The organism is Chitinophaga tropicalis (assembly GCF_009758205.1).
Taxonomy (GTDB): Bacteria; Bacteroidota; Bacteroidia; order Chitinophagales; family Chitinophagaceae; genus Chitinophaga; species Chitinophaga tropicalis.
Map to the genome: position 1 here is coordinate 225,022 of NZ_WRXN01000001.1, position 25,039 is coordinate 250,060.

Annotated in this window: 21 protein-coding genes and 1 pseudogene; 8 read left to right on the forward strand and 14 right to left on the reverse strand. The window is 45.9% G+C overall.

Annotated features, from left to right (window positions below; all coding sequences use genetic code 11):
- Positions 1–166: 166 nt before the first annotated feature.
- Together GO493_RS00980 and mfd are read right to left on the reverse strand one after the other, a co-directional pair.
- Positions 167–889: an SIMPL domain-containing protein gene (locus GO493_RS00980; RefSeq protein WP_157304198.1), complete on the reverse strand. Its 723-nt coding sequence runs from the start codon at positions 887–889 to the stop codon at positions 167–169.
- A gap of 229 nt (positions 890–1,118) precedes the next feature.
- The gene (mfd, locus tag GO493_RS00985) at positions 1,119–4,493 is read right to left on the reverse strand and encodes a transcription-repair coupling factor (RefSeq protein WP_157304199.1); all 3,375 of its coding nucleotides are present in this window, start codon (positions 4,491–4,493) and stop codon (positions 1,119–1,121) included.
- 104 nt (positions 4,494–4,597) lie between these two features.
- Between mfd and GO493_RS00990 the strand changes: the two genes are divergently transcribed.
- Complete coding sequence (locus GO493_RS00990) at positions 4,598–5,323, forward strand: ferredoxin--NADP reductase (protein WP_157304200.1); 726 nt, start codon at positions 4,598–4,600, stop codon at positions 5,321–5,323.
- Positions 5,324–5,359: 36 nt separating this feature from the next.
- On the opposite strand, the gene GO493_RS00995 is transcribed toward GO493_RS00990, so the two are convergent.
- The 5 genes from GO493_RS00995 to GO493_RS01015 are packed head-to-tail and all read right to left on the reverse strand — an operon-like array spanning position 5,360 to position 9,996.
- Entirely contained in the window at positions 5,360–6,790 is a 1,431-nt protein-coding gene (locus GO493_RS00995; protein ID WP_157304201.1) for a glycine--tRNA ligase, read from the reverse strand.
- 44 nt (positions 6,791–6,834) lie between these two features.
- The gene (locus GO493_RS01000) at positions 6,835–7,788 is read right to left on the reverse strand and encodes a YihY/virulence factor BrkB family protein (RefSeq protein ID WP_157304202.1); all 954 of its coding nucleotides are present in this window, start codon (positions 7,786–7,788) and stop codon (positions 6,835–6,837) included.
- 26 nt (positions 7,789–7,814) lie between these two features.
- Entirely contained in the window at positions 7,815–8,141 is a 327-nt protein-coding gene (locus GO493_RS01005) for a nucleotide pyrophosphohydrolase (RefSeq protein ID WP_157304203.1), read from the reverse strand.
- A 13-nt stretch (positions 8,142–8,154) separates the two neighbouring features.
- On the reverse strand, positions 8,155–8,607 hold the full coding sequence (dtd, locus tag GO493_RS01010) for a D-aminoacyl-tRNA deacylase (protein ID WP_157304204.1): 453 nt from the start codon (positions 8,605–8,607) through the stop codon (positions 8,155–8,157).
- A 39-nt stretch (positions 8,608–8,646) separates the two neighbouring features.
- Positions 8,647–9,996 carry a hypothetical protein gene (locus GO493_RS01015; protein ID WP_157304205.1) on the reverse strand — a complete coding sequence of 450 codons (1,350 nt, stop codon included), beginning with the start codon at positions 9,994–9,996 and terminating at the stop codon, positions 8,647–8,649.
- Between the two features lie 89 nt (positions 9,997–10,085).
- On the opposite strand from GO493_RS01015, the pseudogene arfB reads away from it, so the two are divergent.
- Together arfB and GO493_RS01025 are read left to right on the forward strand one after the other, a co-directional pair.
- Positions 10,086–10,466: pseudogene (arfB, locus tag GO493_RS01020) on the forward strand (alternative ribosome rescue aminoacyl-tRNA hydrolase ArfB); the annotation flags it as partial.
- A 26-nt stretch (positions 10,467–10,492) separates the two neighbouring features.
- Positions 10,493–12,028, forward strand: coding sequence for a lipopolysaccharide biosynthesis protein (locus GO493_RS01025; RefSeq protein ID WP_157304207.1), 1,536 nt, complete (start codon positions 10,493–10,495; stop codon positions 12,026–12,028).
- Between the two features lie 38 nt (positions 12,029–12,066).
- Here GO493_RS01025 and GO493_RS01030 read toward each other — a convergent pair whose 3' ends face one another.
- A complete protein-coding gene (locus tag GO493_RS01030; protein WP_157304208.1) occupies positions 12,067–12,705 on the reverse strand; it encodes an MBL fold metallo-hydrolase in 639 nt (212 codons plus the stop codon).
- Positions 12,706–12,761: 56 nt separating this feature from the next.
- Here GO493_RS01030 and GO493_RS01035 point away from each other — a divergent pair, with 56 nt between their 5' ends.
- Positions 12,762–16,151, forward strand: coding sequence for a hypothetical protein (locus tag GO493_RS01035; protein ID WP_157304209.1), 3,390 nt, complete (start codon positions 12,762–12,764; stop codon positions 16,149–16,151).
- Between the two features lie 80 nt (positions 16,152–16,231).
- Here the strand turns inward: GO493_RS01035 and GO493_RS01040 are convergent, their stop codons facing one another.
- From GO493_RS01040 to GO493_RS01055, 4 genes are read right to left on the reverse strand one after another with little or no spacing between them, the layout of a single operon-like run.
- Entirely contained in the window at positions 16,232–16,600 is a 369-nt protein-coding gene (locus GO493_RS01040) for a diacylglycerol kinase family protein (protein ID WP_157304210.1), read from the reverse strand.
- A gap of 18 nt (positions 16,601–16,618) precedes the next feature.
- Entirely contained in the window at positions 16,619–17,926 is a 1,308-nt protein-coding gene (gene creD / locus GO493_RS01045) for a cell envelope integrity protein CreD (protein ID WP_157304211.1), read from the reverse strand.
- 51 nt (positions 17,927–17,977) lie between these two features.
- Positions 17,978–18,277, reverse strand: a complete 300-nt coding sequence (locus GO493_RS01050) for a winged helix-turn-helix domain-containing protein (RefSeq protein ID WP_317165387.1) — start codon at positions 18,275–18,277, stop codon at positions 17,978–17,980.
- A 28-nt stretch (positions 18,278–18,305) separates the two neighbouring features.
- The gene (locus GO493_RS01055; RefSeq protein WP_198315419.1) at positions 18,306–18,950 is read right to left on the reverse strand and encodes a hypothetical protein; all 645 of its coding nucleotides are present in this window, start codon (positions 18,948–18,950) and stop codon (positions 18,306–18,308) included.
- A gap of 239 nt (positions 18,951–19,189) precedes the next feature.
- On the opposite strand from GO493_RS01055, the gene GO493_RS01060 reads away from it, so the two are divergent.
- A complete protein-coding gene (locus tag GO493_RS01060) occupies positions 19,190–21,697 on the forward strand; it encodes a DUF5686 family protein (protein WP_157304213.1) in 2,508 nt (835 codons plus the stop codon).
- A 24-nt stretch (positions 21,698–21,721) separates the two neighbouring features.
- On the opposite strand, the gene GO493_RS01065 is transcribed toward GO493_RS01060, so the two are convergent.
- Positions 21,722–22,927, reverse strand: a complete 1,206-nt coding sequence (locus GO493_RS01065) for an aspartate aminotransferase family protein (protein WP_157304214.1) — start codon at positions 22,925–22,927, stop codon at positions 21,722–21,724.
- Positions 22,928–23,064: 137 nt separating this feature from the next.
- Between GO493_RS01065 and GO493_RS01070 the strand changes: the two genes are divergently transcribed.
- Genes GO493_RS01070 through GO493_RS01080 form a run of 3 tightly spaced genes read left to right on the forward strand, consistent with a single transcriptional unit; the run spans position 23,065 to position 23,967 of the window.
- On the forward strand, positions 23,065–23,595 hold the full coding sequence (locus GO493_RS01070; RefSeq protein ID WP_157304215.1) for a gamma carbonic anhydrase family protein: 531 nt from the start codon (positions 23,065–23,067) through the stop codon (positions 23,593–23,595).
- A gap of 42 nt (positions 23,596–23,637) precedes the next feature.
- On the forward strand, positions 23,638–23,793 hold the full coding sequence (locus GO493_RS01075; protein WP_157304216.1) for a hypothetical protein: 156 nt from the start codon (positions 23,638–23,640) through the stop codon (positions 23,791–23,793).
- A gap of 18 nt (positions 23,794–23,811) precedes the next feature.
- The gene (locus GO493_RS01080; RefSeq protein ID WP_157304217.1) at positions 23,812–23,967 is read left to right on the forward strand and encodes a hypothetical protein; all 156 of its coding nucleotides are present in this window, start codon (positions 23,812–23,814) and stop codon (positions 23,965–23,967) included.
- A 12-nt stretch (positions 23,968–23,979) separates the two neighbouring features.
- Here the strand turns inward: GO493_RS01080 and rsgA are convergent, their stop codons facing one another.
- Positions 23,980–24,915, reverse strand: a complete 936-nt coding sequence (gene rsgA / locus GO493_RS01085; protein WP_157304218.1) for a ribosome small subunit-dependent GTPase A — start codon at positions 24,913–24,915, stop codon at positions 23,980–23,982.
- Positions 24,916–25,039: the final 124 nt, after the last annotated feature.

Sequence of the window (25,039 nt, forward strand, 5' to 3'; positions counted from 1 at the left end):
GCTTTCAGCCAGCCGCAGTAAAAACATACTCTTATACCTTCAACCAGCCATTCGCTCTCTAAACAACGCTTTCAGCCGGCCGCAGGCCCAAAATCCCCCCGCAAAAAAAATCGCTTTTGCCTTTGGCAAAAGCGATTTTTTTTGCGCAGTTATAAACTCCCCGGCACTATTTAATAAAAAACGTAGCCCTTACTTCCGCACGCACCTTAATCGTCTTAAAATTAATATCCGCAGGAGCAGCCGCAGCTTCATAATTTACACTGTTAGCAAAACCAGCCAACCTTACCTGCGAAATATTATCTGAATAGTTATCAGTATTTATCTCCTGGATCTCCAACGCACCACCAACCTGCTCTCCAATACCTTCCAGCATATAGGTAGCCTTATCTTTAGCAGACTGTAACGCTTTCGTCTTCACCTGCTTACGGTAATCAGACATTTTAGAATGTGTATAGCTCGCTATGTTCACGCTCTCAATACCTTCATCATCTACTTTACCCAGTATATCATTCACCTTATCCAGCTTGCTCAGCTTAAGACGGTATTGCTTACGAGCCATGAAATCAGCATCCTTCTTTTTCTTCTTCCACCACTGATCATAGTTGCTGCCAAATACATTGGCAATGGTCAGGTTCTCTGCAGGTATACCGGCATCTTTCACCGCTTTCTGCAATTGAGCTTCCAGCACACCGATCTCTACCTTTGTTGTTTTATTCTTGTATTCACGCAATGCAATGTCAAGATAGATCTCATCCGGGGTGATCTCTATTTCCGCAGATCCTGTCACCTCAATTTTTCTTACCGGGGGTTTGTTATCTGTTTGTTGTGCCTGACTGAAAGAAGAGATCATTAATCCTAATCCTGTCAGTAAAAACATTACCTTTTTCATAATTATTCAGTTTTTAAATTTTAATGTTTGTGGTTTCCGTTGTTTGGCTATATGATGCTACTTTTTATGAGGTTCCATAAACGTGTTAATATCTTAACACAATTTAACATTTAGCCTTGAACGCACCACCACTCAATATGTTACAGAAAAAGAAAAATATTCCTGAATAAAGATCGCCCCCGCGTAAAATGCGGAGGCGATTACTTATATATCTCTTCAGAAAGTCTGCTTATGTTCTCGCATCTTCCATTGCCTTCAGGAAGTCATACAGATCACTCATTGAACGTATACGGTCTGCCACCAGCATAAAGTTCTTGCCTACCTGCTTTAACTTCGCATTATTCACTCTTGTTTGCAGGTACACAAGTATATGATTGAAAGTAGCAGATTCGAAATAAGGCGAATCCGGGTTGTTGATAAAATAACAACGCAGCGTTTCATCTTTCAGCATCATCTTTTCAAAACCTAAACGGATAGCTATCCAGCGGCAGCGTATCATGCACAACAGGTCTTTCACCGGCTCAGGCACAGGCCCGAAACGGTCCTGCAGCTCTGTTTCAAATGCCTGCAGCTTACTTTCTATTGTGATGTTATCCAGTTCCTGGTAAAGGTTCAGACGTTCCTGTATACTTTCCACATAACTGTCAGGGATCAGTATTTCCAGGTCAGTGTCAATGGTACAGTCGCTCACAAAATCTTTCTTCTCTTCCATTTGCTCCTTGAACAGGTCGCGGAATTCATTCTGCTTCAACTCGCGGATAGCCTCATCCAGTATCTTCTGATACATGTCAAATCCTATCTCTGCCATGAAACCGCTTTGCTCTCCGCCCAACAGGTTACCCGCACCACGAATATCCAGGTCCCGCATAGCTATCTGGAAACCGCTGCCCAGCTCACTATGCTGTTCCAGCGTCTGCAGGCGCTTACGGCTATCTGCGGGAAGCGTACTGACAGGTGGCGATAACAGGTAACAGAAAGCTTTTTTATTACTCCGTCCCACACGCCCACGCAACTGATGCAGATCGCTCAAACCGAAGTGATGTGCATTATTGATAATGATGGTATTGGCATTGGGAATATCCACACCGCTTTCAACGATATTGGTACATACCAGTACATCATACTTACGATCTATAAAATCAAGGATCACTTCTTCCAGCTCATGTCCCTCCATCTGCCCATGTGCTGTAGCTACAGACAGGTCAGGACAAAGCCCTTTGATAAGACTGCTCATCTCACCCAGTCCTTTCACCCTGTTGTATACAAAGTATACCTGTCCGCCACGTTCTGTCTCAAAGTAAATAGCATCTCGGATAAGGTCATGATCAAACACATGCAGCTCTGTTTCAATAGGCTGGCGGTTAGGCGGAGGTGTATTGATCACAGACAGGTCACGCGCGCCCATCAGCGAGAACTGTAATGTTCTTGGGATAGGTGTGGCCGTTAGTGTAAGAGTATCCACATTTACCTTGAACTGTTTCAGCTTTTCTTTTGCAGATACACCGAATTTCTGTTCTTCATCCACTACCAGTACGCCCAGATCCTTAAACTTCACGTCTTTGCTCAGCAGCGCATGTGTACCGATAATGATATCTATCTTTCCTTCAGCCAGTTTCTTCAGCGTCTCTTTTTTCTCTTTGGCTGATTTAAAACGGTTCAGATAATCTACTGTGCACGGAAAATCTTTCAGCCTGTCTGAAAAAGTTTTATAGTGCTGGAAGGCAAGTATGGTGGTAGGCACCAGTACAGCAGCCTGCTTCCCATCTACGAGCGATTTGAATGCTGCACGTATGGCTATCTCCGTCTTACCAAAGCCTACATCGCCACATACCAGCCTGTCCATCGGGGAAGACGCTTCCATATCTCTCTTCACATCGGTAGTAGCCTTACTCTGGTCCGGCGTATCTTCATACAGGAAGGATGCTTCCAGCTCTGTCTGCAGGTAAGTATCCGGAGAATGTGCAAAACCCTGCTGTGCTTTACGGGCGGCATACAACCTGATAAGATCTTTCGCAATGTCTTTAACCTGTGTTTTAGCCTTTTCCTTGAGCTTATCCCAGGTATCGCTGCCCAGCTTATTCACGCGGGGCTCTACGCCTTCTTTACCCGTGTATTTGCTGATCTTATGCAGGGAGTTGATATTTACATACAACAGGTCATTATTCTTGTAAATGATCCTGATGGCCTCCTGCATTTTACCCCCTACTTCTATTTTCTGTAACCCACTGTAAACACCCACGCCATGATCAATATGCGTCACAAAATCGCCCGCCTGGAGTTCCCTCAGCGTCTTCATCGTGATAGCCTTGTTCTTGTTGTAGGCCTGTTTAACCTTGTACTTATGATAACGCTGGAAGATCTGGTGATCTGTATAACATACCAGCTTCAGCGTATGATCTATAAAACCGTGGCTTACCGGTATGGGAATAGGGTAGAAGGTAAATTCTGCTTTCAGGTCTTCAAAGATGCTCCGCAGCCTTTCCAGCTGACGGGCATTATCTGCAAAGATGAAAAGTGAATATTTATTCCTGTTATGAGCGTCCAGGTCTTTGATCAGCATCTCAAACTGCCGGTTAAATACCGGCTGTTCCTGCGTTTCAAAGTTAAGTGGCGTATAGGAGCGGTTCGTTTCTTCCCACCATTGTCTGCCGCCAAACACAACACAATGCCGGTGCAGCAGCTGCTGCATCAGCGGATGCGCTTTTACGAAATCGTCCTCTGACAGGGTCATTGTCTCATCATCTCCTACCTTCACCTGCTGCCCTGTCTGCAGCCACGCGTCCAGTCTTTCTTCCAGCCCCAGGATCACATCCTGCACATAGGCAGGATCTTTCATCCACACAATGGTATTTTCCGGGAGGAAGTCCAGCAGAGAGGTTTTCTGATGCTCCAGCCCATGGGTATCCATGTTGGCTATCAGGGTTACCTGCGTCAGCTTCCTTTCACTGAGCTGGCTTTCCGGATCAAACAGGCGGATGGAATCTATATCGTCTCCGAACAGCTCTATACGGTATGGCTTCTCATTACCGAAAGAGTAGATGTCCAGTATCCCTCCGCGTAGTGCGTATTGCCCGGGTTCATACACAAAGTCAGTATAACTGAAGCCCCAGCTTACCAGCTTTTCCAGCAGCTCGTCCACTTTAAGCACATCTCCTACTTTCAGCTGCACCATGTTGCTGCTGAAGGCTACTGAAGCCGCTACTTTTTCCCATAGCGCCTCCGGGTAGGTGACCAGTACCTTTTTATGTACGCCACTGCCGGAGAATTTCATCAGCGCTTCAGTACGCAGCATATTGTGACTGCTGTTCAGCTCATTGAACTGACCGGTCTTCTTAAATGAATCCGGGAAATAAAAGATATCCAGGGCCTGGGAAAGTTGTTCCAGGTCATTATGAAAGTAAGCAGCCTCTTCTTTATCATTCAGGATGAAGAGGTGATTCACGGAATTGGCCAGCTCCCACGCTCCCGCCGCAATAAACGTGGTGGCACTACCGGTTAATCCTGTTAATTGGAAATACTGTGGTCCGGGCAAATGTATCCCTTTCACCAGCTGTTGCAGGCGGGTATCTCGCTGGTACAGTTGTAAAACAGCCTGTATATTCATGAGGGTTGCAAAGATACGGAATTGCTTAAATTTCGCTTTCACCTCCGGGAAGCGCCCCCCTGAACTATTTTATTTATATTTAGTAATAACTAAATTCCACACAAATGCTGGACCAATGGTATAACGGGGTCGTGACCCGCATTGTACAGGAAACGCATAACACGCGCAGGTTCTGGATCCGGATCCAGGGAAAAGAGGTGTTTGATTTCAAAGCCGGTCAGTTTGTTACCCTGGACCTTCCTATTCACGAACAAAAGAACAAACGCTGGCGCAGCTATTCCATAGCCTCTCCGCCGGATGGCACCAACGAAATTGAGCTGGTTATTGTACTGCTGGAAGGAGGAGCAGGCACTACCTACCTTTTCAATGAAATAAAAGAAGGTAGCACCCTGGTGCTGAAAGGCCCCCTGGGCCATTTTGTATTGCCTGAAAACCTGGATAAAGAATTAATGTTCATCTGCACCGGTACCGGCATAGCCCCTTTCAGGGCCATGGCTCACTACATTAACAGCCATAACATTCCCCATGCCCCCATCCACCTGATCTACGGCTGCCGGCAGCAGTGTGACCTGCTTTATGCAGACGAGATGCGGAAACTGGAGGAAGAAATGCCCGGCTTCCGTTACCTGCCCACCCTCTCCAGGGAAGATAACCAGTGGACAGGCAGAAAAGGGTATGTACATCTCATCTATGAGGAATTAGTGGGACTGAATAAACAGCCCGCTCATTTCTTTCTCTGCGGATGGAAGAACATGATAGATGAAGCTAAACAGCGGATACTGGCTATGGGGTATGACAGGCATGCTATTCACCAGGAACTCTATGGATAAAAAAAAGGAGCGGGGTACCGCTCCTTTTATATTTAATTATTCGTTGATCTTATTCAGTACTATCTCTTTCACTTTATCCAGCGGAACCCTTTCCTGTTCCATACTATCACGGTAGCGGATAGTTACGGTATTATCCTCTTTCGTCTGGTGATCTATCGTTACGCAGAAAGGCGTACCAATAGCATCCTGGCGGCGGTAGCGTTTACCAATGGCATCTTTCTCTTCATAGAAGCAAAAGAAGGAAGATTTACATTTATCCATCAGCTCACGCGCTATTTCAGGCAAACCATCTTTCTTAGTGAGCGGGAATACAGCCAGTTGTATAGGAGCCAGCTTTGCAGGAAATCTCATCACCACGCGGCTGTCTTCTTTACCGTCTTTGCTCAGATCTTCCTCTTCATAAGCATTACAGATAGTAAGCAGGAACATACGGTCCAGACCAATAGAGGTTTCTATTACATAAGGCACATAGTTCTGGTTGATCTCAGTATCGAAATACTGTATCTTCTTCCTGCTGTATTCCTGGTGGCTTTTCAGATCAAAATCTGTACGGGAATGAATACCTTCCACTTCCTTGAAACCTATCGGGAACTCATACTCAATATCAACAGCCGCATCAGCATAGTGCGCCAGCTTCACGTGATCATGATAACGATACTTTTCCGGAGAAACACCAAGGCTCAGATGCCACTTCAGACGCTCTTCCTTCCAGTAGGCATACCATTCTTTCTGAGTGCCAGGGCGGATAAAGAACTGCATTTCCATCTGCTCAAATTCACGCATACGGAATATGAACTGACGGGCTACGATCTCATTACGGAAAGCTTTACCGGTTTGTGCAATACCAAAAGGTATTTTCATACGGCCGGTCTTCTGTACGTTCAGGAAGTTTACAAAGATACCCTGAGCCGTTTCCGGGCGCAGGTATATTTCACTTGCCTCGTCTGTTACACTACCCAGCTGTGTAGAGAACATCAGGTTGAACTGACGTACATCTGTCCAGTTGGAAGTACCGCTGACAGTGCATTTTATTTTTTTATCTTCTATAAGTTTTTTGAGACCTGCAAAGTCATTTTCTTTAAGCAGGTTATCCATCTGTGCCAGCAGGGCTTCTCCCTCAGCAGCAGGCAGGGTTTCTGCATGTGCTTCAATCAGGTGATCCACACGATAACGTTTTTTGCTGTCTTTGTTATCGATCATAGGATCACTGAAATTATCCACGTGACCGGAAGCCTTCCAGGTAGTCGGGTGCATGAAAATGGCAGCATCTATCCCCACAATGTTCTCATGCATCTGGGTCATGCTCTTCCACCAGTAGTCGCGGATATTCTTCTTTAACTGTGCGCCATACTGGCCATAATCATAAACTGCACTTAAACCGTCATATATTTCACTGGACGGGAAAACGAAGCCATATTCTTTACAATGCGAGATGATCGCCTGGAATTTGTTCTGATCTGTTGCCATAATGGCGCAAATATAATAAGGGTTTTCGGAATAAAAGTTGACAGTTAGCCCGGATTTTGAGTAGATATATCCAGTGTCCTGGGTTCTTCCTCCATTTCCACCGGCACTTCTTTCACCCAGACAGCGTATTCATTGGGCTGGATCTTCCCCCCATAGTACTGTACATATACCTGGGTGAACTCAGCCCCGAAATACAGGATAATAGCGGAATAGTATACCCAGAGCAGGATGATCACTATAGAACCGGCTGCGCCGTAGGCAGAACCTACCTTGCTGGAACCCAGGTAAAGACCTATGGCAAATTTTCCTACCATAAACAGGACAGAAGTGGCCATAGCCCCGGTAAAAACATGCTTCCACCTCACCTTGGCGTCCGGCAGCACCTTAAAGATGATGGCAAATAACAGGGTGATAATGAAAAAGGTAAGGGCCAGGTTCACCACGTAGATCAGCACCATCGTCACTTCCGGGAACAAATGGGCCAGCTGCTTGCTGAACAGCTCAATAATACCGTTCAGGATAAGGGATACCATAAGTATAAAACCCAGGCTTATCACCATAGAAAAGGACAATGCCCGGTTAATGAGTATTTTGAGCAGGCCGTTCTTCGGCTTGGCCTTCAGCTGCCAGATAAAGTTGATAGAATCCTGGATCTCCCCGAATACGCTGGTAGCGCCTATCACCAGCGTTACCACCCCCACAATGGTAGCCCAGGTAAAATCGCCGGAAAGAGAGGCATTCCTGATCATCTGCTGTATCTGCAACGCAGCCTGATTCCCTACAAGGGAATTGATCTGCCCGTAAATGCTGCCTTCTATAGCCTCCTTCCCCAGGAATATGTCGCAAAGCGTGATGATCACGATCAGCATGGGAGCAATAGAAAAAACGGTATAATAGGAAAGGGCGGCACTCAGCTTGAATACCTTGTCATCCATGCAATCAACGGCCGTTTGCTTCAGGATCTTCCAGTAGTCACGTACTAGTTTAGGGAGCTTCATATTGTATTTTTATCAAAAAACCTGCCTTATTGCAGCTTCTCATTATCCCGGTGCCTGTTGGCGTCCCGGATGTTTTTTTTCTCAAAATTCTTTTCCAGGGCTTCAGTCATATCTACGCCCGTCTGGTTGGCTATGCACAACAACACCCACATCACGTCTGCCAGCTCATCAGCCAGCTCTTTCTTCCTGTCAGATTCCTTAAATGACTGCTCTCCATACTGCCGCGCCATAATACGCGCCACTTCTCCCACTTCTTCCGTCAGGATAGCCATATTGGTCAGCTCGCTGAAATAACGCACTCCCACCGTATTGATCCAGCCATCGATCTTTTCCTGCGCTTCTTTAATAGTCATATTATAAATGAATTTACTCTTTTACTTTGGTATCAATAATAATAGTAACAGGTCCGTCATTCAGCAGATCTACCTTCATATCCGCCCCGAAGATACCTGTAAACACCGGTTTTCCCAGATCTGCCCCCATCTGTTTAATCATTTGTTCATACAGGGGAATAGCCACATCCGGTTTACTGGCCTTAATATAGGACGGACGGTTGCCTTTCTTCGTAGCTGCATACAGGGTAAACTGGCTTACCAGCAATATATCGCCCCCCGTCTCTTTCAGGGAAAGGTTCATTACACCTCCCTCATCATTAAAGATCCGCAGGTTAACTATTTTATTGCTTAACCAGGCAATGTCTTCCGCATTATCTGCATCTTCTATTCCAAGCAGCACCAGCAGCCCTTCCCGGATACTGCCGGTAATGTTTCCGTCTACGGTCACGGAAGCCCGTGACACACGTTGTATAACTGCACGCATGTGTAGGTATGATTTATAAAAAGCGGAAATTAAAAAGAATTACGCGGTATGTGTAAAAATATCGTGCTGCTCCGGTTCAGGATATTGCATGGTATCCTCTATTTCAAGCTGCGGATAGAACAGCTCTGTCAGCAGATAATAGTACATGAACAGGAAAGAAAGGGATATCAGCAGAAATTCATTGATAGCAAAGAGAATGGTGATCACATTTAGCACGGTAACAAGGTAAAGATAGGATTTACCCGCACGCAGACGCGCGTATGCAAATATCTTCAGGATATAGATCCCGAACAGCAACCCTATAACAGGCAACCGGAACCCTGTTGGTTCGGTCAGCAGGCAGTAAATGTTATAGAGGGTAACAAAAATTCCGGCAGCGATCATAAAATACTGCGCATCCTTCCGGTTGCCTTCCAGGTAAGTAACTGCATGTTCTACCTGGCTGGCAGGCTTCTCCCTGGAAAAGAACAGGCTTGCAAGACCGGCAATATTCAGCAGGGGAATGTAATGGAGGATCATCGTCCAGGGAGAATACCCTCCGGCAGACAACATCCTGCCCATGATCACATTACGTATCAGTCCCGCACAGGAATAGATCAGCAGCATCAGTAACAGCATCCGCAGTATGTACACCGCTATTTCTGATACCGGCCTGAGATTAGCCTCAAAAAAGAAAGCCAGCACCTGGTTCACTTCCCCGGTAGCACCCATATAGGCAAACCACCCGCTCAGGAAAATGAAGAAATATTCCCATCTGCCGGTTGTCTGCAACCTGGACTGCAGCTTCGCAAAGAATGCAGGAACACGGAAACTGTTCTCTGTCAGGAACATGATCACATAATAAGACACAAACGTGCAGCCCGTAACAAGCACGTTAACTGCCATGTGAAACACCTCCCGCTGTAATATAGAAAGATGAATATCCACAGGCATACGCACAAATCCCAAAGGATCTCCCGTTTTAGGCATCACAGAATAAATGACTGCTGCCAGTAACGCCGCACCGGGTTTATCTCCCATCCCGTTCAGGTAAAAACGGGTCATCACTATTACCAGCACCGTTGCAAACCCATTCACGTAAGACACAAAAAGCATATTCTGAATTCCCTGCTTCACAATTGCTCCCAATAACAAAGACAACAGGTATTCCGCTGCAATGACCACTACAGTCATAATACCCAGCTGCTTCCAGTCTTTCTTTACCACAGCTTCCCACGTCACCATCAGGAAAGTAACGGCAGACGCAAGTAGCAGCGCAGATTGCTCCGGGTTTTCCGGAAGCAGGCCGGGAAGCAGATAACCGGTGATCATCATAACTGAACATGCAAGAGCAACTGGTATCCAGCTTGTTTTCAGAACGCGGAGTTGTATAGGATTGAAGAAAGACATACGTAAGGGGATTTTAAAATCATTTACCTTTATCAAATTACGATAATCAATTATAAAGAAACGTTAATAAAATGGCCATAGATCTCTCCGCCGAAATTACCTTCCGCACCGCCAGGAGCGGAGGAAAAGGCGGACAAAACGTTAATAAGGTGGAAACCATGGTGGAAGGTTACTTTGATGTGGCGGCGTCCTCCCTGTTAACTGACGAACAGAAAACCCTTGTACAGGAAAAACTGGCCCACCGCATTAATGCCGAGGGGCTGCTACAGGTACGTTCCCAGGAAGAACGCACCCAGCTGGGTAACAAACAGCTGGTAGTAAAAAAAATGAACGAACTGGTGCATAAAGCATTGCTGAAACCTAAGAAAAGAGTGCCCACCAAACCTTCCAAAGCCGAAAAAGAAAAGCGGCTGCAGTTCAAAAAACGCTTGTCCGATAAAAAACAGCAGCGCCGGAAAGGACTGGAATAATTAATTTTGGCAAAAAATTCAGGGCATTGAGTATAAAATCACTGGCAGGACAGACAATTTATTACGGCTTTAGTAACATAGCAAGCAAGCTGCTTAATTACTTTCTCACCCCTCTCTATCTGGAGCTGATGACCCAGGCCTCCTATGGAGAAATGTCTACGGTATATGCCTATATTCCATTCCTGAACATCGTGCTGACCTATGGTATGGAAACCGCTCTTTTCCGCTTTGCAAAAAAAGAGAACAGCCAGACAGTCTTAAGTACAGCTACTATTTCCCTGCTGGTCACTACCATCAGCTTTACCTTCTTACTACTGCTTTTCCGTGGCACCATCATCAATTCCTATGTAGGAGAACTGAGCGGGCTTGCAGGAAAACCTTCTTTCTATACTTACATAGTGCTGATCATGGCCTTCGATGCACTGACCGCCATCCCCTTTGCCCAGCTCCGGCTGGAGAACAGGCCTGTCCGCTATGCCATTATACGCCTTGCAAATATACTGAGCACCATTAGCTTTAATATCCTCTTCCTCGTCATCATACCTAAACTCTATGCCTCCGGCAATACCTGGCTGCCCGAAATTAAAAGCAGCAACCAGGTGGGCTACATCTACCTTAGTAATATGCTGGGCAGTGGTGTTACTTTACTGCTGTTCATCCCGCAGATATTAAAGATCCGTTGGCAGTTTGATAATCACCTGTGGAAACAGATGCTGACCTATGCAGTTCCGCTCATCATAGTTGGTATGGCCGGTATGGTGAATGAAACCTTTGACAGGGCCTGGTTCCTCCCGCAGTTCCTGCCGGGAAACAGCATGCTGGTCAAAAAACAGATGATAGGCATCTACGCCGCCAACTACAAGCTGGCCATCCTGATCACCATGTTCATACAGGCATTTAAGTTAGGCGCGGAACCCTTCTTCTTTAAACAGGCAGAAGGCGCTAATCCGCAGAAAGTATATGCACGTATCATGAAGCTGTTTGTAGTGATGCTCTGCCTGATGTTCCTTTTTGTAAGCCTCTATCTGAACATATGGAAAATTTTCCTGCGCCGGCCGGAATATTATCCCGGTATGCAGATAGTACCGGTATTGCTGCTGGCCAATATGTTCCTGGGCATTTATTATAACCTCACTATCTGGTTCAAACTGACAGACCGTACCCTGATGGGAGCTTTCATTACGGTTACAACCGCTGCGCTGGCATTCCTGCTCAACTGGTGGTGGATACCCACTATGGGGTATTTCGGCGCTGCACTGGCCACTATGGTATGCTACTTTGTACAGATGAGCATCTGTTATGCACTGGGACAGAAGTTTTACCCGGTACCTTATCACCTGCCACGCATCCTTACTTATATCATCACCGCCGTGCTGACCTACTACCTGTTCAGCTTCCTGAACAGAACACTGCTCTCTCCCGGAGACGTATATGCGCTGAAGCCATTGCCGCTTTTAGTGGCTACAGTGTTCTTCGCAGCATATGCCTGGTTTGTGCTGAAAATGGAGAAAAAAGAGTTTGAAAGGATACCGGTGCTTAATAAGATCCTCGCTAAACTATAAGGCGCTGTAGGCAATACAGCCCCTTATAGCATAACTACTTATTGCAAAAACGGGTTATGTTTCTTCTCAAAACCAATAGTGGTAGGCTGCCCGTGACCGGGATATACCTTCACATCGTCCGGCAATACGAACAATTTCTCCCGTATGCTGTTTAATAAAGTCTGGTGGTCACCGCCAGGCAGGTCTGTACGGCCAATGCTCTGGTAGAACAATACATCTCCCCCTATAACGAAGCGCCGGGCAGCATTGTAGAAACATACGCTTCCGGGAGAATGACCGGGAGTAAGCAGCACCTCCAGTTCATCCTCTCCCAGAAACACCTTTTCCCCTTCCACCAGGTAACGTGATGGCTCAGGAGAAGGCTCAAAAGGTACATTATACATTTTTCCTATTTCTCCCTGTCTGTCCAGCACTACTTTATCCAGGGCATGTATTTCCAGCCCCAGGCCATACGTTTTAGCAACCAGCCGGTTTCCGAAAATATGGTCCAGGTGACAGTGTGTATTCAGGAGACGGGTAACATTTAACCCCTCTCTTTCGATGTATGTAAGTAGTTCTTTTCTTTCTTCTTCAAAATAACAGCCCGGATCTATAATTATACAATCCCTTTTTTCGTTAATGAGTAGATAGGTATTTTCCTGAAACGGATTAAAGGTGAAATGTTGTATTTCCATCATTGTTGCCGATTTTTGCTATTTTTAATTCAGAACGCAATATTATCAATACTTTCTGTATGAACCGATTTACTACCAGGTTATTAATTACCGGTACCCTATTACTTGGCTCGTATCTATCCCAGGCACAGACCAACACCGTGGAATTTGGACAAAACCGCATACAGCATAAGAATTTCAAATGGCGTTATTACCAGACCCGCCATTTTAATACTTATTTCAGCCAAAACGGTTTAGAGCTGGGTAAATACGTGGCACAGGTTGCAGAAAAGGAATTACCTCAGCTGGAACAGTTCATGGAATTCACCTTCCGCCAGCGGGTAAATATTGTGGTGTACAACAGCTTCGGTGAAATGAAGCAATCCAATATAGGCATTGGCGTTGACTGGCAGAACACCGGCGGTATTACCAAGCTGGTGGGCAACAAGCTGATCGTTTACTTTGATGGAGACCATGATCACCTGCGTATGTTAATACGCCAGGGAATTGCCCGCGTTATGCTTGAAAATCTCCTGTTCGGGGAAGATATCGGCGAATTTGCGGGTAATGCCGTTCTGATAGACTTCCCCAAATGGTTCACCGACGGATTTATTGCCTATGCTGCTGAGAACTGGAACCCTAAACTCGACGAAGAGCTGAAAGATGCCATCCAATCCGGCAGATATAAGGACTTCTACCAGCTGGCCTACGAAAAACCCGCACTGGCAGGTCAGGCGTTCTGGTATTATGTAGAAAGTAAATATGGTAAAGACGCCGTTCCTTACCTGATGTATATCTCCCGCATTAACCGCGGACTGAAAAAAGGCTTTGAACAGGTACTTAACCAGAAGCCTAAAAATGCCATGAAAGATTTCATGGCCTTCAACATAAAACGCTACCAGGAAGACAACCGCCGTCGCCGCCAGGTGACCCGCGGCCGTACCATTGCCGCCAGAGAACTGAAAAAGTCAGATTTCTACCGCTTCCAGGCCAACCCGAAGAACAACACCTATGCAGTGGTGGAATTCAAGAAAGGCCTCTACAGGGTACAGATCCAGATAGGCGATGTAAAACCAAAGATCCTGCTGCGCAGTGGCGTAAGAATGCAGCAAAGCCAGCTCGATCCCAACTACCCGCTGCTGGCCTGGAACCAGAAAGGGAACCGCCTGGCTATCGTTTATGAACATGAAGGCATGACCAAACTCATGGTCTATGACCTGATCTCCAGGACTTCCACCAAACACGACCTTACCAGGTTTGACAGGGTGATAGATATGAAGTATTTCTTCGAATACGATAACTCCCTGCTGCTGTCTGCCGTAAAGAACGGTCATACCGATATCTACACCTACAGCATTGCCAATAACAAGGTAGACCAGATCACGAACGACGTTTATGATGACCTGGACCCCTCCTTTGTGGCGTTCCCGGGTAAGAGCGGTATCATCTACTCTTCTAACAGGCCTTCGCCAACCGCTAAAAGTGGCGATACCGTACTTCCGGCCGGTCATTACAACATCTTCCTGGTAGATAACTGGAACAAAAGCTCTCAGAAACAGATCTCCCAGCTCACAGACCTGAAATACGGTGATGCACGCCTTCCTTTGCAGTACAACACTACCCACTTCACCTTTGTGTCTGACGCCAACGGTATCCGTAACCGTTATGCAGGGTTCTTCAAAACTGAGCGCGCCGGAGTAGACTCCCTCTTCTTCGTAGGCTCAGAGATCCTGACCAACCCTGACAAGACCGAACTGGACTCCGCCCTGGCCGAATATGGCAGTACAGCGCCCGATTCCGTTATGGCCGTATCCATCACCAAAGACTCTACCTACACCTTCCCGCTGTCCAACTATTCTTTTGGTATTAAAGAATCCAGGGGAGCCGGCGACCAGGGAGAGGTATCCCAGGTGATACAGCAATATGGATATAAAAATCTCCAGAAGCTGAGAATAGATACCGTAACCCTTCGCAAAAGGAATATCAACGCAAGGCCTACAGCTTTCAGGGCCCGCCAGATGAGAGAAGACAGCGTCCGTCTGGGCCTGCCTACCTATCATGCCAAACCCAAAACAGATACCGCTAAACATAACGATTTCTTCCAGAGCGAATTTGGCAATGAACCTGCCGATTCCTCCACCGTAGCTGCAGAAAACAGCGCTGTACAGATCCCGCTCATAGAGCCGGTACTGAAAAAAGCAAAACTGCTGCCTTACAAACTGAAATTCTCTTCAGATTACCTGATCGTACAACTGGATAACTCCATACTGATCAACCGCTATCAGCCGTTTACTGGTCCCCCTACAAGCCCTATCCGCCTCACAGATCCGCTGAACGGACTGATCCGCATCGGCGTGAGTGACCTGATGGAAGATTACAAGATCAGCGGTGGTTTCCGTATCCCATCTTCACTGGATGGTACCGAATATTTCATTTCTGCCGCTTACCTGAAAAAACGGTTCGACTTCAAATTCACTTACTACCGCAAAGTAGATAAATACAGCAGCCTGGGCACAGACAGCAGCGGCTCAATCCTGCTGGACTTCCCCGCTAAAATGAAGACCAACCTCTTCCAGCTGGATGTACGCTATCCGTTTGATGAAGCAAGAAGCATCCGCATGCAGGTAGGTTTGCGTAATGACAAATTCGTAATAGCAGCTTCAGATCAGACCACCCTGAAACTGAAGGACTATAAAGACAATTACGCTTTATTACGACTGGAATACGTATACGACAATACCATCAACCCGGCTATCAACATCTGGCATGGTACCCGTTATAAGATCTATGCAGACATGAACGCACAGATCAACGGTAACCTTAACGATATCTTTGACCAGGGCTCTTCTGTAGGTAAAGGCAAATTCACCTATAATATGGGTATGGACTGGAGACATTATGAATCCATTTTCCGCAACTTTATCTGGGCCACACGCTTCTCTGCCGATATCTCCTGGGGTACCCGCAAACTCCTGTATTACCTGGGTGGTACTGATAACTGGCTGATCCCTAAGATCAACACCAATACACCTGTAAACATGAGCGCCAACTACGCTTACCAGACACTGGCCAACCCTTTACGTGGTTATAAACAGAACGCCCGTAACGGTAACAACGTAATGGTGATGAACACAGAATTACGCCTGCCGGTATTCGCTACGTTTATGAACAGGCCAATCAACTCCGCTATCGTGCGTAACTTCCAGGTAACGTCCTTCCTCGACATAGGAACTGCCTGGAACGAAAAACTGAACTTTAAAGATGCCAATTACACATATTATACCGGTCCTGACGGTACTGTAACTGTGAAGGTGAAAGAAGGTTTCCTCGGACCATTTGTTGCAGGTTACGGCTTTGGCGCCCGCACCACTATCGCCGGCTACTTCCTGCGTATAGATGCAGGCTGGCCAATGATAGCCTTCTTCCGCGGCAGTCCCATCTGGTATTTCGGAATGGGTGTCGATTTCTAAAAAGAATTTTCAGCCAATAAAAAAACGCTTTAGCCTCCCGGCTAAAGCGTTTTTTTATTGATCTCAGTTTATCTCCGTTTTCATTTTAATAGTACAGGGACAAAAATGACAAACCCGGTAACAGCCGCCACGATCGCGGCCACCAATACCGCTCCCGCAGCTACATCTTTGATCCACTTCACCTGCGGATGATACTCCGGCGATAAATGGTCCATGATCTTCTCTATAACTGTATTCAGCATCTCAGTGATCCACACCATACCCGTAACTATCAGTAATGCTATCCACTGATTGGCAGATAACCTGAAATACCAGCCGACCACTATCACCAGCACCGTTGCCACAGCGTGTATCCTTGCATGGGGTTCACTGCGCAGAAAAGCAGCTATTCCCTGGAAAGCAAACATGAAACTCCGGGCGCGCTGCCGCAGATAATGACCGGTACTCATACTGAAACGGTTTGTTGTTTATAATTCAGCCCACCTGATTCTCCGGCTAAAGTACATCACAACCGCCAGTATAATAAACAATCCGAGACTACCCATAAGTAATGCCTGGTCCTCAGACCTGATAATGACATAGATAAATCCATACAGGATAGTGAGCGTTCCGCCTATTCCCAGCGCCATTCGGGCACTTCGCAGAATACTGGCCGTATAAGCCGTTACCAGTCCTATTGTAAGCAGGCCGGCTACCAGGTAAGCAATGCTGAAATTCAACTGTTCAGCCAGGGCTATCAGCATGGTATAGAAAATGCACAAAGCCAGGCCTATCAGTATATATTGTAATGGATGAACAGAAGTACGCTGCAACAGCTCTATGAAATAAAATACAAGGAAAGTTAGTCCGATGATAAGAATAGCATATTTCACCGCCCGGGTAGATTGCTGGTAACCATCTGCAGGCAGGAATAATTTCACGCCAAAATCTGCCGCATGCAGGTTATGACTGCTTCCTGTAAAGCTTTGGGGAAAATTCCGGTTCAGGTTAGACACCTGCCAGGAGGCCGCAAATCCTTTTGCATGTACATCATGCTTAACAGGAATATAAGCCCCGTCAAATTTAGGATCTGACCAGCTGGAATTGATATTCACAGCAGTAGTTTTCCCAACAGGAGAGAAGAACAGCTGTCCTGACCCTCTCAGCTCAAGGTTAATGTCAAAGTTACTGGCTGTCAGACCGGAATCACTCATTTCCAATGGTATCCTTGTGTGCATACCACTGGGTAGCAGGATATTGGCCGGCACGCCGGGATTAAAGAAATAGCTCTTTCCGTTCCATTGTACACCGGCCTGGTTGCTGATGCCACGCATATCGCTCAGCCCAACAGCAATGTAAGCCTCCTTCAGCAACAACGCTTCAACCGGAATATTGAGGCTGGCAGCATCTGGTACAGGGAAACTACCGCTCAGCTGCAGGTGAGACCCATATACAGCTACTTCATAAATACCCCGGCGGCGTATTTCTGGCAGCAATTCTCCATTGATGGTCAGCTTCTCAGGCAGGAACACTGCAATGGCCGTTTCTCCCGGTTTGCTGACATAAGGTATAACCAGTACCGGCCCGGTAATAGTTTGCGCATTACCCCATTTCCCGCTTACTTCCCCTGTGGCTTCAGACTGCCGCTGTTCCCGTTCAGAGATCAGCCCCATGATCATAGCAGCGGGAATAAGCAATACCAGTACCAGGATGCCTATCAGCAAGGCTTTTATGCCATAGGCATATTTTTCAAAGAACGAAGGTTTTCCCTTCCCTTCAGGATTGACGATTTCCATATTAGTTTAGTTTAAAGTGCTTTGTATTTCAAAGTGTAAAGGCAAAAAAAATCACTCAATAGAGCGGATCATATTTTCGAGTGCTGCGAGGTGCCCCTTGAAGGCTTTTTCGCCCGCTTTGGTAATAGAATAAGTGGTATTGGTCTTACGGCCAACAAATCCCTTATGTACTTTCAGATAGCCGTTTTCCTCCAATGTGTTGAGGTGGGAAGCCAGGTTCCCATCTGTCAGCTCCAGCATCTGCTTCAGGTCGTTGAAGCTGCTTTCCTCGTTCACCATGAGTATACTCATAACGCCCAGGCGTATACGGCTATCAAATACCTTATTTAAATTTCCTATTGGATTGTTCACAGCTTGCGCTTTACTTTTTCAAAACAGTTCATTCCTCTTTGGCGGCGCCTTTCTCATACTTCCACCACATGATCACTCCATAGAGGATATGCATTATGCCAAAACCTATAGCCCAAAAATAAAGTCCTTTCCGCAAAAAGAAAACATTCAGTATACCCAGGCCTATCTCTGCTATACCCAGGTAACGTATGTCTGTCAACGTATACTTGCTTGCATTTACCAGGGCCAGTCCGTAAAACACAAGACAGGAAGGCGCTACCATTACTTCCAGGTTATTGTATAACAACCCCGCTATGAACGCCCCTCCGGCTGCCATAGGTATCAAACCATTAATAAATACCTTACGGGAAGTAGCATCCCATACAGGCAGTTTATTGAACTTAGCTTTCTTCCAGGTAAAATAGGTACCACCGGCAAAAGCCAGGCCCATCACCGTCACCGCCAGTACTATCAGGCGTATCCTCAGCAGGTCAAAGGCGGCAGGATCAAAACGGCCGGAAGTGTTCCATTGTGTATAGTAATCATGCAACCAGTAGTAAGCAATGCCTGCCGCTATCAGGGAAACTGCACCCGCAAATACCCCACTCAGGCCGCTTAGTGACATGTAGCGGCTGCTCCGCTCCATCATCCTTTTGATGTCACTTAATACCTCCAGATGTTGCTGTTCTGTCATGATTAAAGTACTTTGTAAATCAAAGTTACTCTTTTTTGACATATAACAAAATATTTCTTCGTTTTCAGGCTTTCACATAATAAAATAAATGTGCATCTTAGTATACGAAAGCTATGAGAACCTATCAACCTGCAACTAACATCGTTTAAGCGACACAATCCTCTTACCTGACGGTATAATCAGCTATATAGGGGAATAGCCGCTTTTGAACGTTAAATAATTGCAATATTGCCATCTATATGCGAGGCTGGAAACCACTAATTACACTGTTATATTGCATAACCCTATGCTGCCCGGCACTTCATGCCCAGCAATACAGGATAAGCGGAGTGGTCAGAGATGCCCACTCGCAGGAAATTATTCCCTTTGCAACCCTCCAATTTAAAGGTACCGCCACCGGCATGGTCAGCAACGCCTCCGGCACTTACCTCTTTGAATTGAATAACATCCCTTCAGATACCCTGCTGGTAAGAGTAATGGGATATAACATCACCGCCCTGCCCGTAAAACGTAATACCGCAGAACAGACCCTCAATTTTGAAATAATACGCTCAGACCTTTCCCTTAAAACACACGAAATAAAAGCCAATGTCAACTTTGCACTGATCCTTCTTAAACAGATCATAAAGCATAAGCCGGAGAATAACTACGATCACTTTGAAAGCTATAAATACGAAGTGTACAATAAGATGGAACTGGACATGAAAAACATCAACAAAGAAAAACTGTCCAGGAACCGTTTTACCAAACCCTTTGCATTCCTGCTCGATAACATCGACAGCACCTCAGACGAAAAGCCCTTTCTCCCCATGTTCCTTTCCGAAAGTATTTCCGACTACTATTATCAGAAAAGTCCGAAGAAAAGTAAAGAGATCATCAAAGGCAGCCGTAACTCCGGGCTGGATAACGAAAGCGTAAGTAAATACCTGGGAGGCATGTACCAGAACATAAATATTTACGACAATTTCATTCCTGTTCTTGATAAAGAGTTTGTCAGCCCTATTAACAATAACGGCGCTTTCTACTATAATTATCGCATTGCAGATACACAATATGTAAGTAATCACCGCTACATTAAACTGAACTTTACACCCAAACGGAAAGGAGAAAACACATTTATAGGAGACATCTGGGTACAGGATACAACCTATGCCGTACAGAAAACCACTCTATCAGTTCCCAAAGAAGCCAACATCAACTTTGTACGGAAAATAAGCCTGGTACAGGAATTTAAACAACTCCCCAACGGCTCATGGTTCCTCATAAAAGATAAGTTTATCGCCGACTTCTGGACACCCAGCCCAAATCCTTTAAAAACACTCGAATTTACAGGCCGTAAAACAACAACTTACCGGGACATTGTCACTGACGACACTACCATTACAAACATCTTTGACGATAAACGTTATCCGCAGAATATAGTCTTGCTGAAAAATGCTACTCACAGGCAGGATTCCTTCTGGTCACACAAAAGACATGAAGATCTCAGCAGTAACGAAATAAGTATCTACAGGATGGTGGATACACTGAAAAAAATGCCACTTTTCCAGAAGTATTCAAATACCATCCGTTTCCTTGCTACCGGCTATAAACCACTTGGGAACTGGGAATGGGGCCCTTACTATTATCTCTTCAGCCAGAACAGGATAGAAGGGTTCCGCTTACGGCTCGATCTTGGTACTACGCCTTCGTTCAACAAAAACATTTATCTCTACGGCTATCTGGCATATGGCTTTAAAGATGAAGCAGTGAAAGGTAAAATGTCTGCGCTCTGGTTATTAAAACGGCATCCGCGTACATACATCTACGGCGCATACACGAAAGACTTCGATAACGGCGCAACCTACTATGATGAAGTCGGAATGGATAACATCTTTACACTGGCCATCCGCAAAAGCGGCGTACCGCAAAAGTTTATGATGATAGAAGAAAAACGGTTTGAGTTTTTCAAGGAATACTATAGTGGTTTCTCTCATCAGTTAGCATTGGTACACCGGAAATATAATGCCTATACTCCATTGCCAACAGAAGATCTCTTCGAAGTAAAACCTGATGGTACCGATCTTTTCACGAATATGGAGGCCTCGTTGAAAGTAAGATATGCATACCATGAAGAATTTTTAGAAGGTAATTTCTACCGTTACAGCCTGGGCAGTAAATATCCGATCGTAGAAATGAAATATGCAGTCGGTATCCGTAACGTTATGAACAGCGGTAACAGTTATCACAAACTGTCTATGACAGTATCTGACTATGTAAAGATCCCGCCATTCGGTCTGTTATACTATAACTTTTTTGGTGGCAAAATATTCGGTACACTGCCATATCAGTTACTTGAAATTCATCCGGGCAACGAGATCTACTACTATAATAAATATGCCTTCAATATGATGAATCGCTATGAGTTCATCAGCGATCAGTATGCAGGTTTCAACATTGAGCACACCATCGGCAATGGTATTTTAGGATACATTCCATTAATCAAAAAACTGAAATGGCGACAGTTCTGGACAGCCAAAGGAGTGATAGGCACGCTATCATCCGCCAATAAAAATATGAACTTTAACCTGGGCTATCCTTTCCGTTCATTACAGGGTAATCCTTACCTGGAAGCAGGTACCGGTATTGAGAATATCTTTAAGTTTCTTCGTGTGGATTTTGTATGGCGGGTTACACCTGCACAACTGCCCGATGAAAGTGCAAGCCGGCGCTTTGGTGTATTCGGTAGCTTCAAATTACAGTTCTGATCACAGTATATAATAAAGCCTCCGTTAAACGGAGGCTTTATTATATACTGCATCAATTGCTTCAAGAATAATATCGCATGCCTGTTTTATCTCCTCCTCATTAATAATTAACGGCGGAGCAATACGCAGGCATTGAGGCGCAAACAGGAACCAGTCTGTCAATACTCCTTTCTCAATACAACGGTCTATCACCTTCTTATTCACCTCAAAACTCTCCATTTCAACAGCCATCATCAAACCGAGAGAACGGATCTCTTTAATGGCAGGATGCTTCAGGTAACGATGAAATAATTCACCTTTTGCTTTCGCACCATCCACCAGCTCTTCCCGTTGTTCCAGCAACACGCGCAATCCTGCCAGACCAGCGGCACACATTACCGGGTGACCGCCAAAAGTGGTCATATGACCTAATACCGGCCTGTTGGTAAGTGACCACATGATCTCCCTGTCAGCTATAAAAGCCCCCATAGGCATACCGCCACCCAATGCTTTACCCAGCAACAGGATATCCGGCACAATACCAGATTGTTCAAAGGCCCACAACGTACCGTTCCTTCCCAGGCCACACTGAATTTCATCCAGCACCAGCAGGGTACCGGTTTCAGAACATTTCTTTCTCAACGCCTGCAGCCACTCTTTCTGCGGCACATATACTCCGGCTTCTGCCTGCACAGTTTCTGCCACAACACAGGCGGTGCGTTCCGTAATACGGTCAATCGCTTCCCAGGTATTATAAGTAAGATGCTGTATATCGGGTAATAACGGCCGGTAAGCATTCCGCCAGGATTCATCACCCATAATGCTCATAGCGCCCTGCGTAGAGCCATGATAACTTTTTTCAAACGCAATGATCTCTGTTCTGCCAGTATAACGTTTGGCCAGTTTCATAGCCCCTTCCACTGCTTCTGCACCGGAATTGGTGAAGTATACACTGTTCAGGGAAGCAGGCAGCTGTTCTGTTAAAAGCGTGGCAAATGCTACCTGTGGCGTTTGTATGATCTCTCCGTATACCAGCAGGTGCATATACTGCTCCGCCTGTTCACGGATAGCCTGTACCACCGCAGGATGGGAATGTCCTACATTACATACGCTGATACCTGCTATAAGGTCCATGATCTTCTTGCCTTCCGTATCCCACATATACATACCGGAGGCCTTCACTATTTCGAGTGCCAGCGGCGCATCAGAGAGCTGCGCCAGGTGTCTCAGGAAGAGTTGTCTGTTGTTCATTCTGCCGGCAAAAATACGGATTCGCCTTTTATCTCCGGCAGTCTGCCAAAGGCAGACCAGTTACCTCTCAAAAAGGGTTTTACCCGCCAGGAAGGTACCAATACGAATTTCTTTACTTTTGCGTTTAAACTTACTATATGCCTGTTATCTTACCTGTAAAAGGAGTTCTGCCAGTAATGGGAAGCGATTGCTTCATTGCACCTAATGCTACTATCGTCGGCGATGTTGTAATGGGAGATCAATGCAGCGTCTGGTTCAATGCCGTGATCAGGGGAGATGTGAACAGCATAGTAATGGGAAATAAGGTGAACGTCCAGGACGGCGCCGTGATCCATTGTACCTACGAGAAAACAAAGACCATTATCGGCCATAACGTATCTATAGGTCACAACGCCATTGTACACGGCTGCACTGTTGAAGATAACGTATTGATAGGCATGGGGGCCATTGTAATGGATAATGCTCATATAGGCAGCAATACCATCATTGCTGCAGGCGCAGTAGTGCTGGAAGGCACCAAAGTAGAACCCGGGTCTATCTATGCAGGCGTACCCGCCAAAAAAGTGAAAGACATCAGCCAGACCCTGATCAGCGGAGAAATAGACCGTATTGCCAACAATTACCTGATGTACTCCGGCTGGTTCAAGGGCGAACCGGACGGCAAGTAACATATTTTAATTATCTTGCATCTAATATTAACACCTTGCCCTATGAAAAAGTTACTATTCTTAATGGTGGCATGTGCCTTTATGGCCATGAGCTGCTCTACCGAGCGTACAGGTTGCCCCAGCAATAATTTCTATGGAGCTAAAAATGTAAAGCAGAACAGATCGTCATCCAAACAGATGGATGGCAGGGTATTTTAATGCTTAAAGGGTCCCTATATGCGTAGATTATTATTGTTTGTGATGATACTGTCCATCACAGGTTTATCTGCCTGCCGTACACGGAAAACCGGCTGTCCTACTCCCCGCAAGAACTGGGGTGCGGAAAAATTGCTGGATGAAATGAGCGCGCCTAAGAAAAAGAAGGATCGTTAGTATGATTCAGCATTAATATGACTCTGTCTGTAAAGATTCCAGTATAGAAGCATAGCTGACATATCTATCCACATCTATTTCCCCGGCATCTACAGCCGCTTTGACGGCACAGCCGGGCTCATTGATATGCAGGCAGTTGTTAAACTGGCACCTGCTCAGATATGGCTGCATTTCCAGGAAATAATGCGATAATTCAGTCCTTTCGATCTCCACCACGCCAAACTCCCTGACACCAGGAGTGTCTATCAGCTGCCCGCCCTGCGGTATATCATACATTTCCGCAAAAGTGGTGGTATGCAAGCCTTTCCCGCTCCAGCCGCTTACCGCTTTGGTTCTCAGCTCAAGCCCCAGCAAACGGTTGATCAGCGAGGATTTACCCACGCCGGAATGCCCGGACATAAGGGTGATCTTATTTTTCATAGCAGCGTTCAGCTCCTCTATCCCTTCTCCTGTAACAGCAGATACCAGCAGTACTTTGTACCCGATATCCTCATACAGGGCCTGCAAACCGGCAAATTTATCCAGCTCTTTCTCCCTGTAAATGTCTTTTTTGTTGAACACCAGGGTAACAGGAATATGATAAGCAGCAGCTGTAACCAGGAACCTGTCCATAAAACCATTGGAAGTTCTTGGCTCTTTTACTGTACAGATCAGCATGGCCTGGTCAAGGTTAGCGGCCACAATATGTTTCTGCTTCCCTTTTTTATGAGGAGAGCTGCGTACAATGTAATTTCTTCTGTCAGCAATTTCAGTGATCATGGCATTATTGGCGGTAGCGTCTCCGTCTTCCGGTACAATTTCCACTATATCACCCACGGCTATGGGATTGGTAGAAGAGATCTCCTCATCTATTTTCATTACCCCTTTCATACGGGCCTGGAATACTTCCCCCGAAGCCGTCTTGGCTACATACCAGCTACCTGTTGATCTGTAAATAGTTGCTTGCAAATGATAGTTTTATATTGAGGCTGTAAAGGTATTAAATATTTCTCCGGCTGGCCGCAGGTCAGCCCTCCACTCTCAAAAAAATGGGTTTTGCCTTTATCTCCGGCCGGTCGTAGACCGGTCTCCT

Bases quoted from the DNA above. Each gene is read 5' to 3' on its own strand.
- GO493_RS00980 (WP_157304198.1), bottom strand. From the start codon at position 889: ATGAAAAAGGTAATGTTTTTACTGACAGGATTAGGATTAATGATCTCT.
- mfd (WP_157304199.1), bottom strand. From the start codon at position 4,493: ATGAATATACAGGCTGTTTTACAACTGTACCAGCGAGATACCCGCCTG.
- GO493_RS00990 (WP_157304200.1), top strand. From the start codon at position 4,598: ATGCTGGACCAATGGTATAACGGGGTCGTGACCCGCATTGTACAGGAA.
- GO493_RS00995 (WP_157304201.1), bottom strand. From the start codon at position 6,790: ATGGCAACAGATCAGAACAAATTCCAGGCGATCATCTCGCATTGTAAA.
- GO493_RS01000 (WP_157304202.1), bottom strand. From the start codon at position 7,788: ATGAAGCTCCCTAAACTAGTACGTGACTACTGGAAGATCCTGAAGCAA.
- GO493_RS01005 (WP_157304203.1), bottom strand. From the start codon at position 8,141: ATGACTATTAAAGAAGCGCAGGAAAAGATCGATGGCTGGATCAATACG.
- dtd (WP_157304204.1), bottom strand. From the start codon at position 8,607: ATGCGTGCAGTTATACAACGTGTGTCACGGGCTTCCGTGACCGTAGAC.
- GO493_RS01015 (WP_157304205.1), bottom strand. From the start codon at position 9,996: ATGTCTTTCTTCAATCCTATACAACTCCGCGTTCTGAAAACAAGCTGG.
- GO493_RS01030 (WP_157304208.1), bottom strand. From the start codon at position 12,705: ATGATGGAAATACAACATTTCACCTTTAATCCGTTTCAGGAAAATACC.
- GO493_RS01035 (WP_157304209.1), top strand. From the start codon at position 12,762: ATGAACCGATTTACTACCAGGTTATTAATTACCGGTACCCTATTACTT.
- GO493_RS01040 (WP_157304210.1), bottom strand. From the start codon at position 16,600: ATGAGTACCGGTCATTATCTGCGGCAGCGCGCCCGGAGTTTCATGTTT.
- creD (WP_157304211.1), bottom strand. From the start codon at position 17,926: ATGGAAATCGTCAATCCTGAAGGGAAGGGAAAACCTTCGTTCTTTGAA.
- GO493_RS01055 (WP_198315419.1), bottom strand. From the start codon at position 18,950: ATGACAGAACAGCAACATCTGGAGGTATTAAGTGACATCAAAAGGATG.
- GO493_RS01060 (WP_157304213.1), top strand. From the start codon at position 19,190: ATGCGAGGCTGGAAACCACTAATTACACTGTTATATTGCATAACCCTA.
- GO493_RS01065 (WP_157304214.1), bottom strand. From the start codon at position 22,927: ATGAACAACAGACAACTCTTCCTGAGACACCTGGCGCAGCTCTCTGAT.
- GO493_RS01070 (WP_157304215.1), top strand. From the start codon at position 23,065: ATGCCTGTTATCTTACCTGTAAAAGGAGTTCTGCCAGTAATGGGAAGC.
- GO493_RS01075 (WP_157304216.1), top strand. From the start codon at position 23,638: ATGAAAAAGTTACTATTCTTAATGGTGGCATGTGCCTTTATGGCCATG.
- GO493_RS01080 (WP_157304217.1), top strand. From the start codon at position 23,812: ATGCGTAGATTATTATTGTTTGTGATGATACTGTCCATCACAGGTTTA.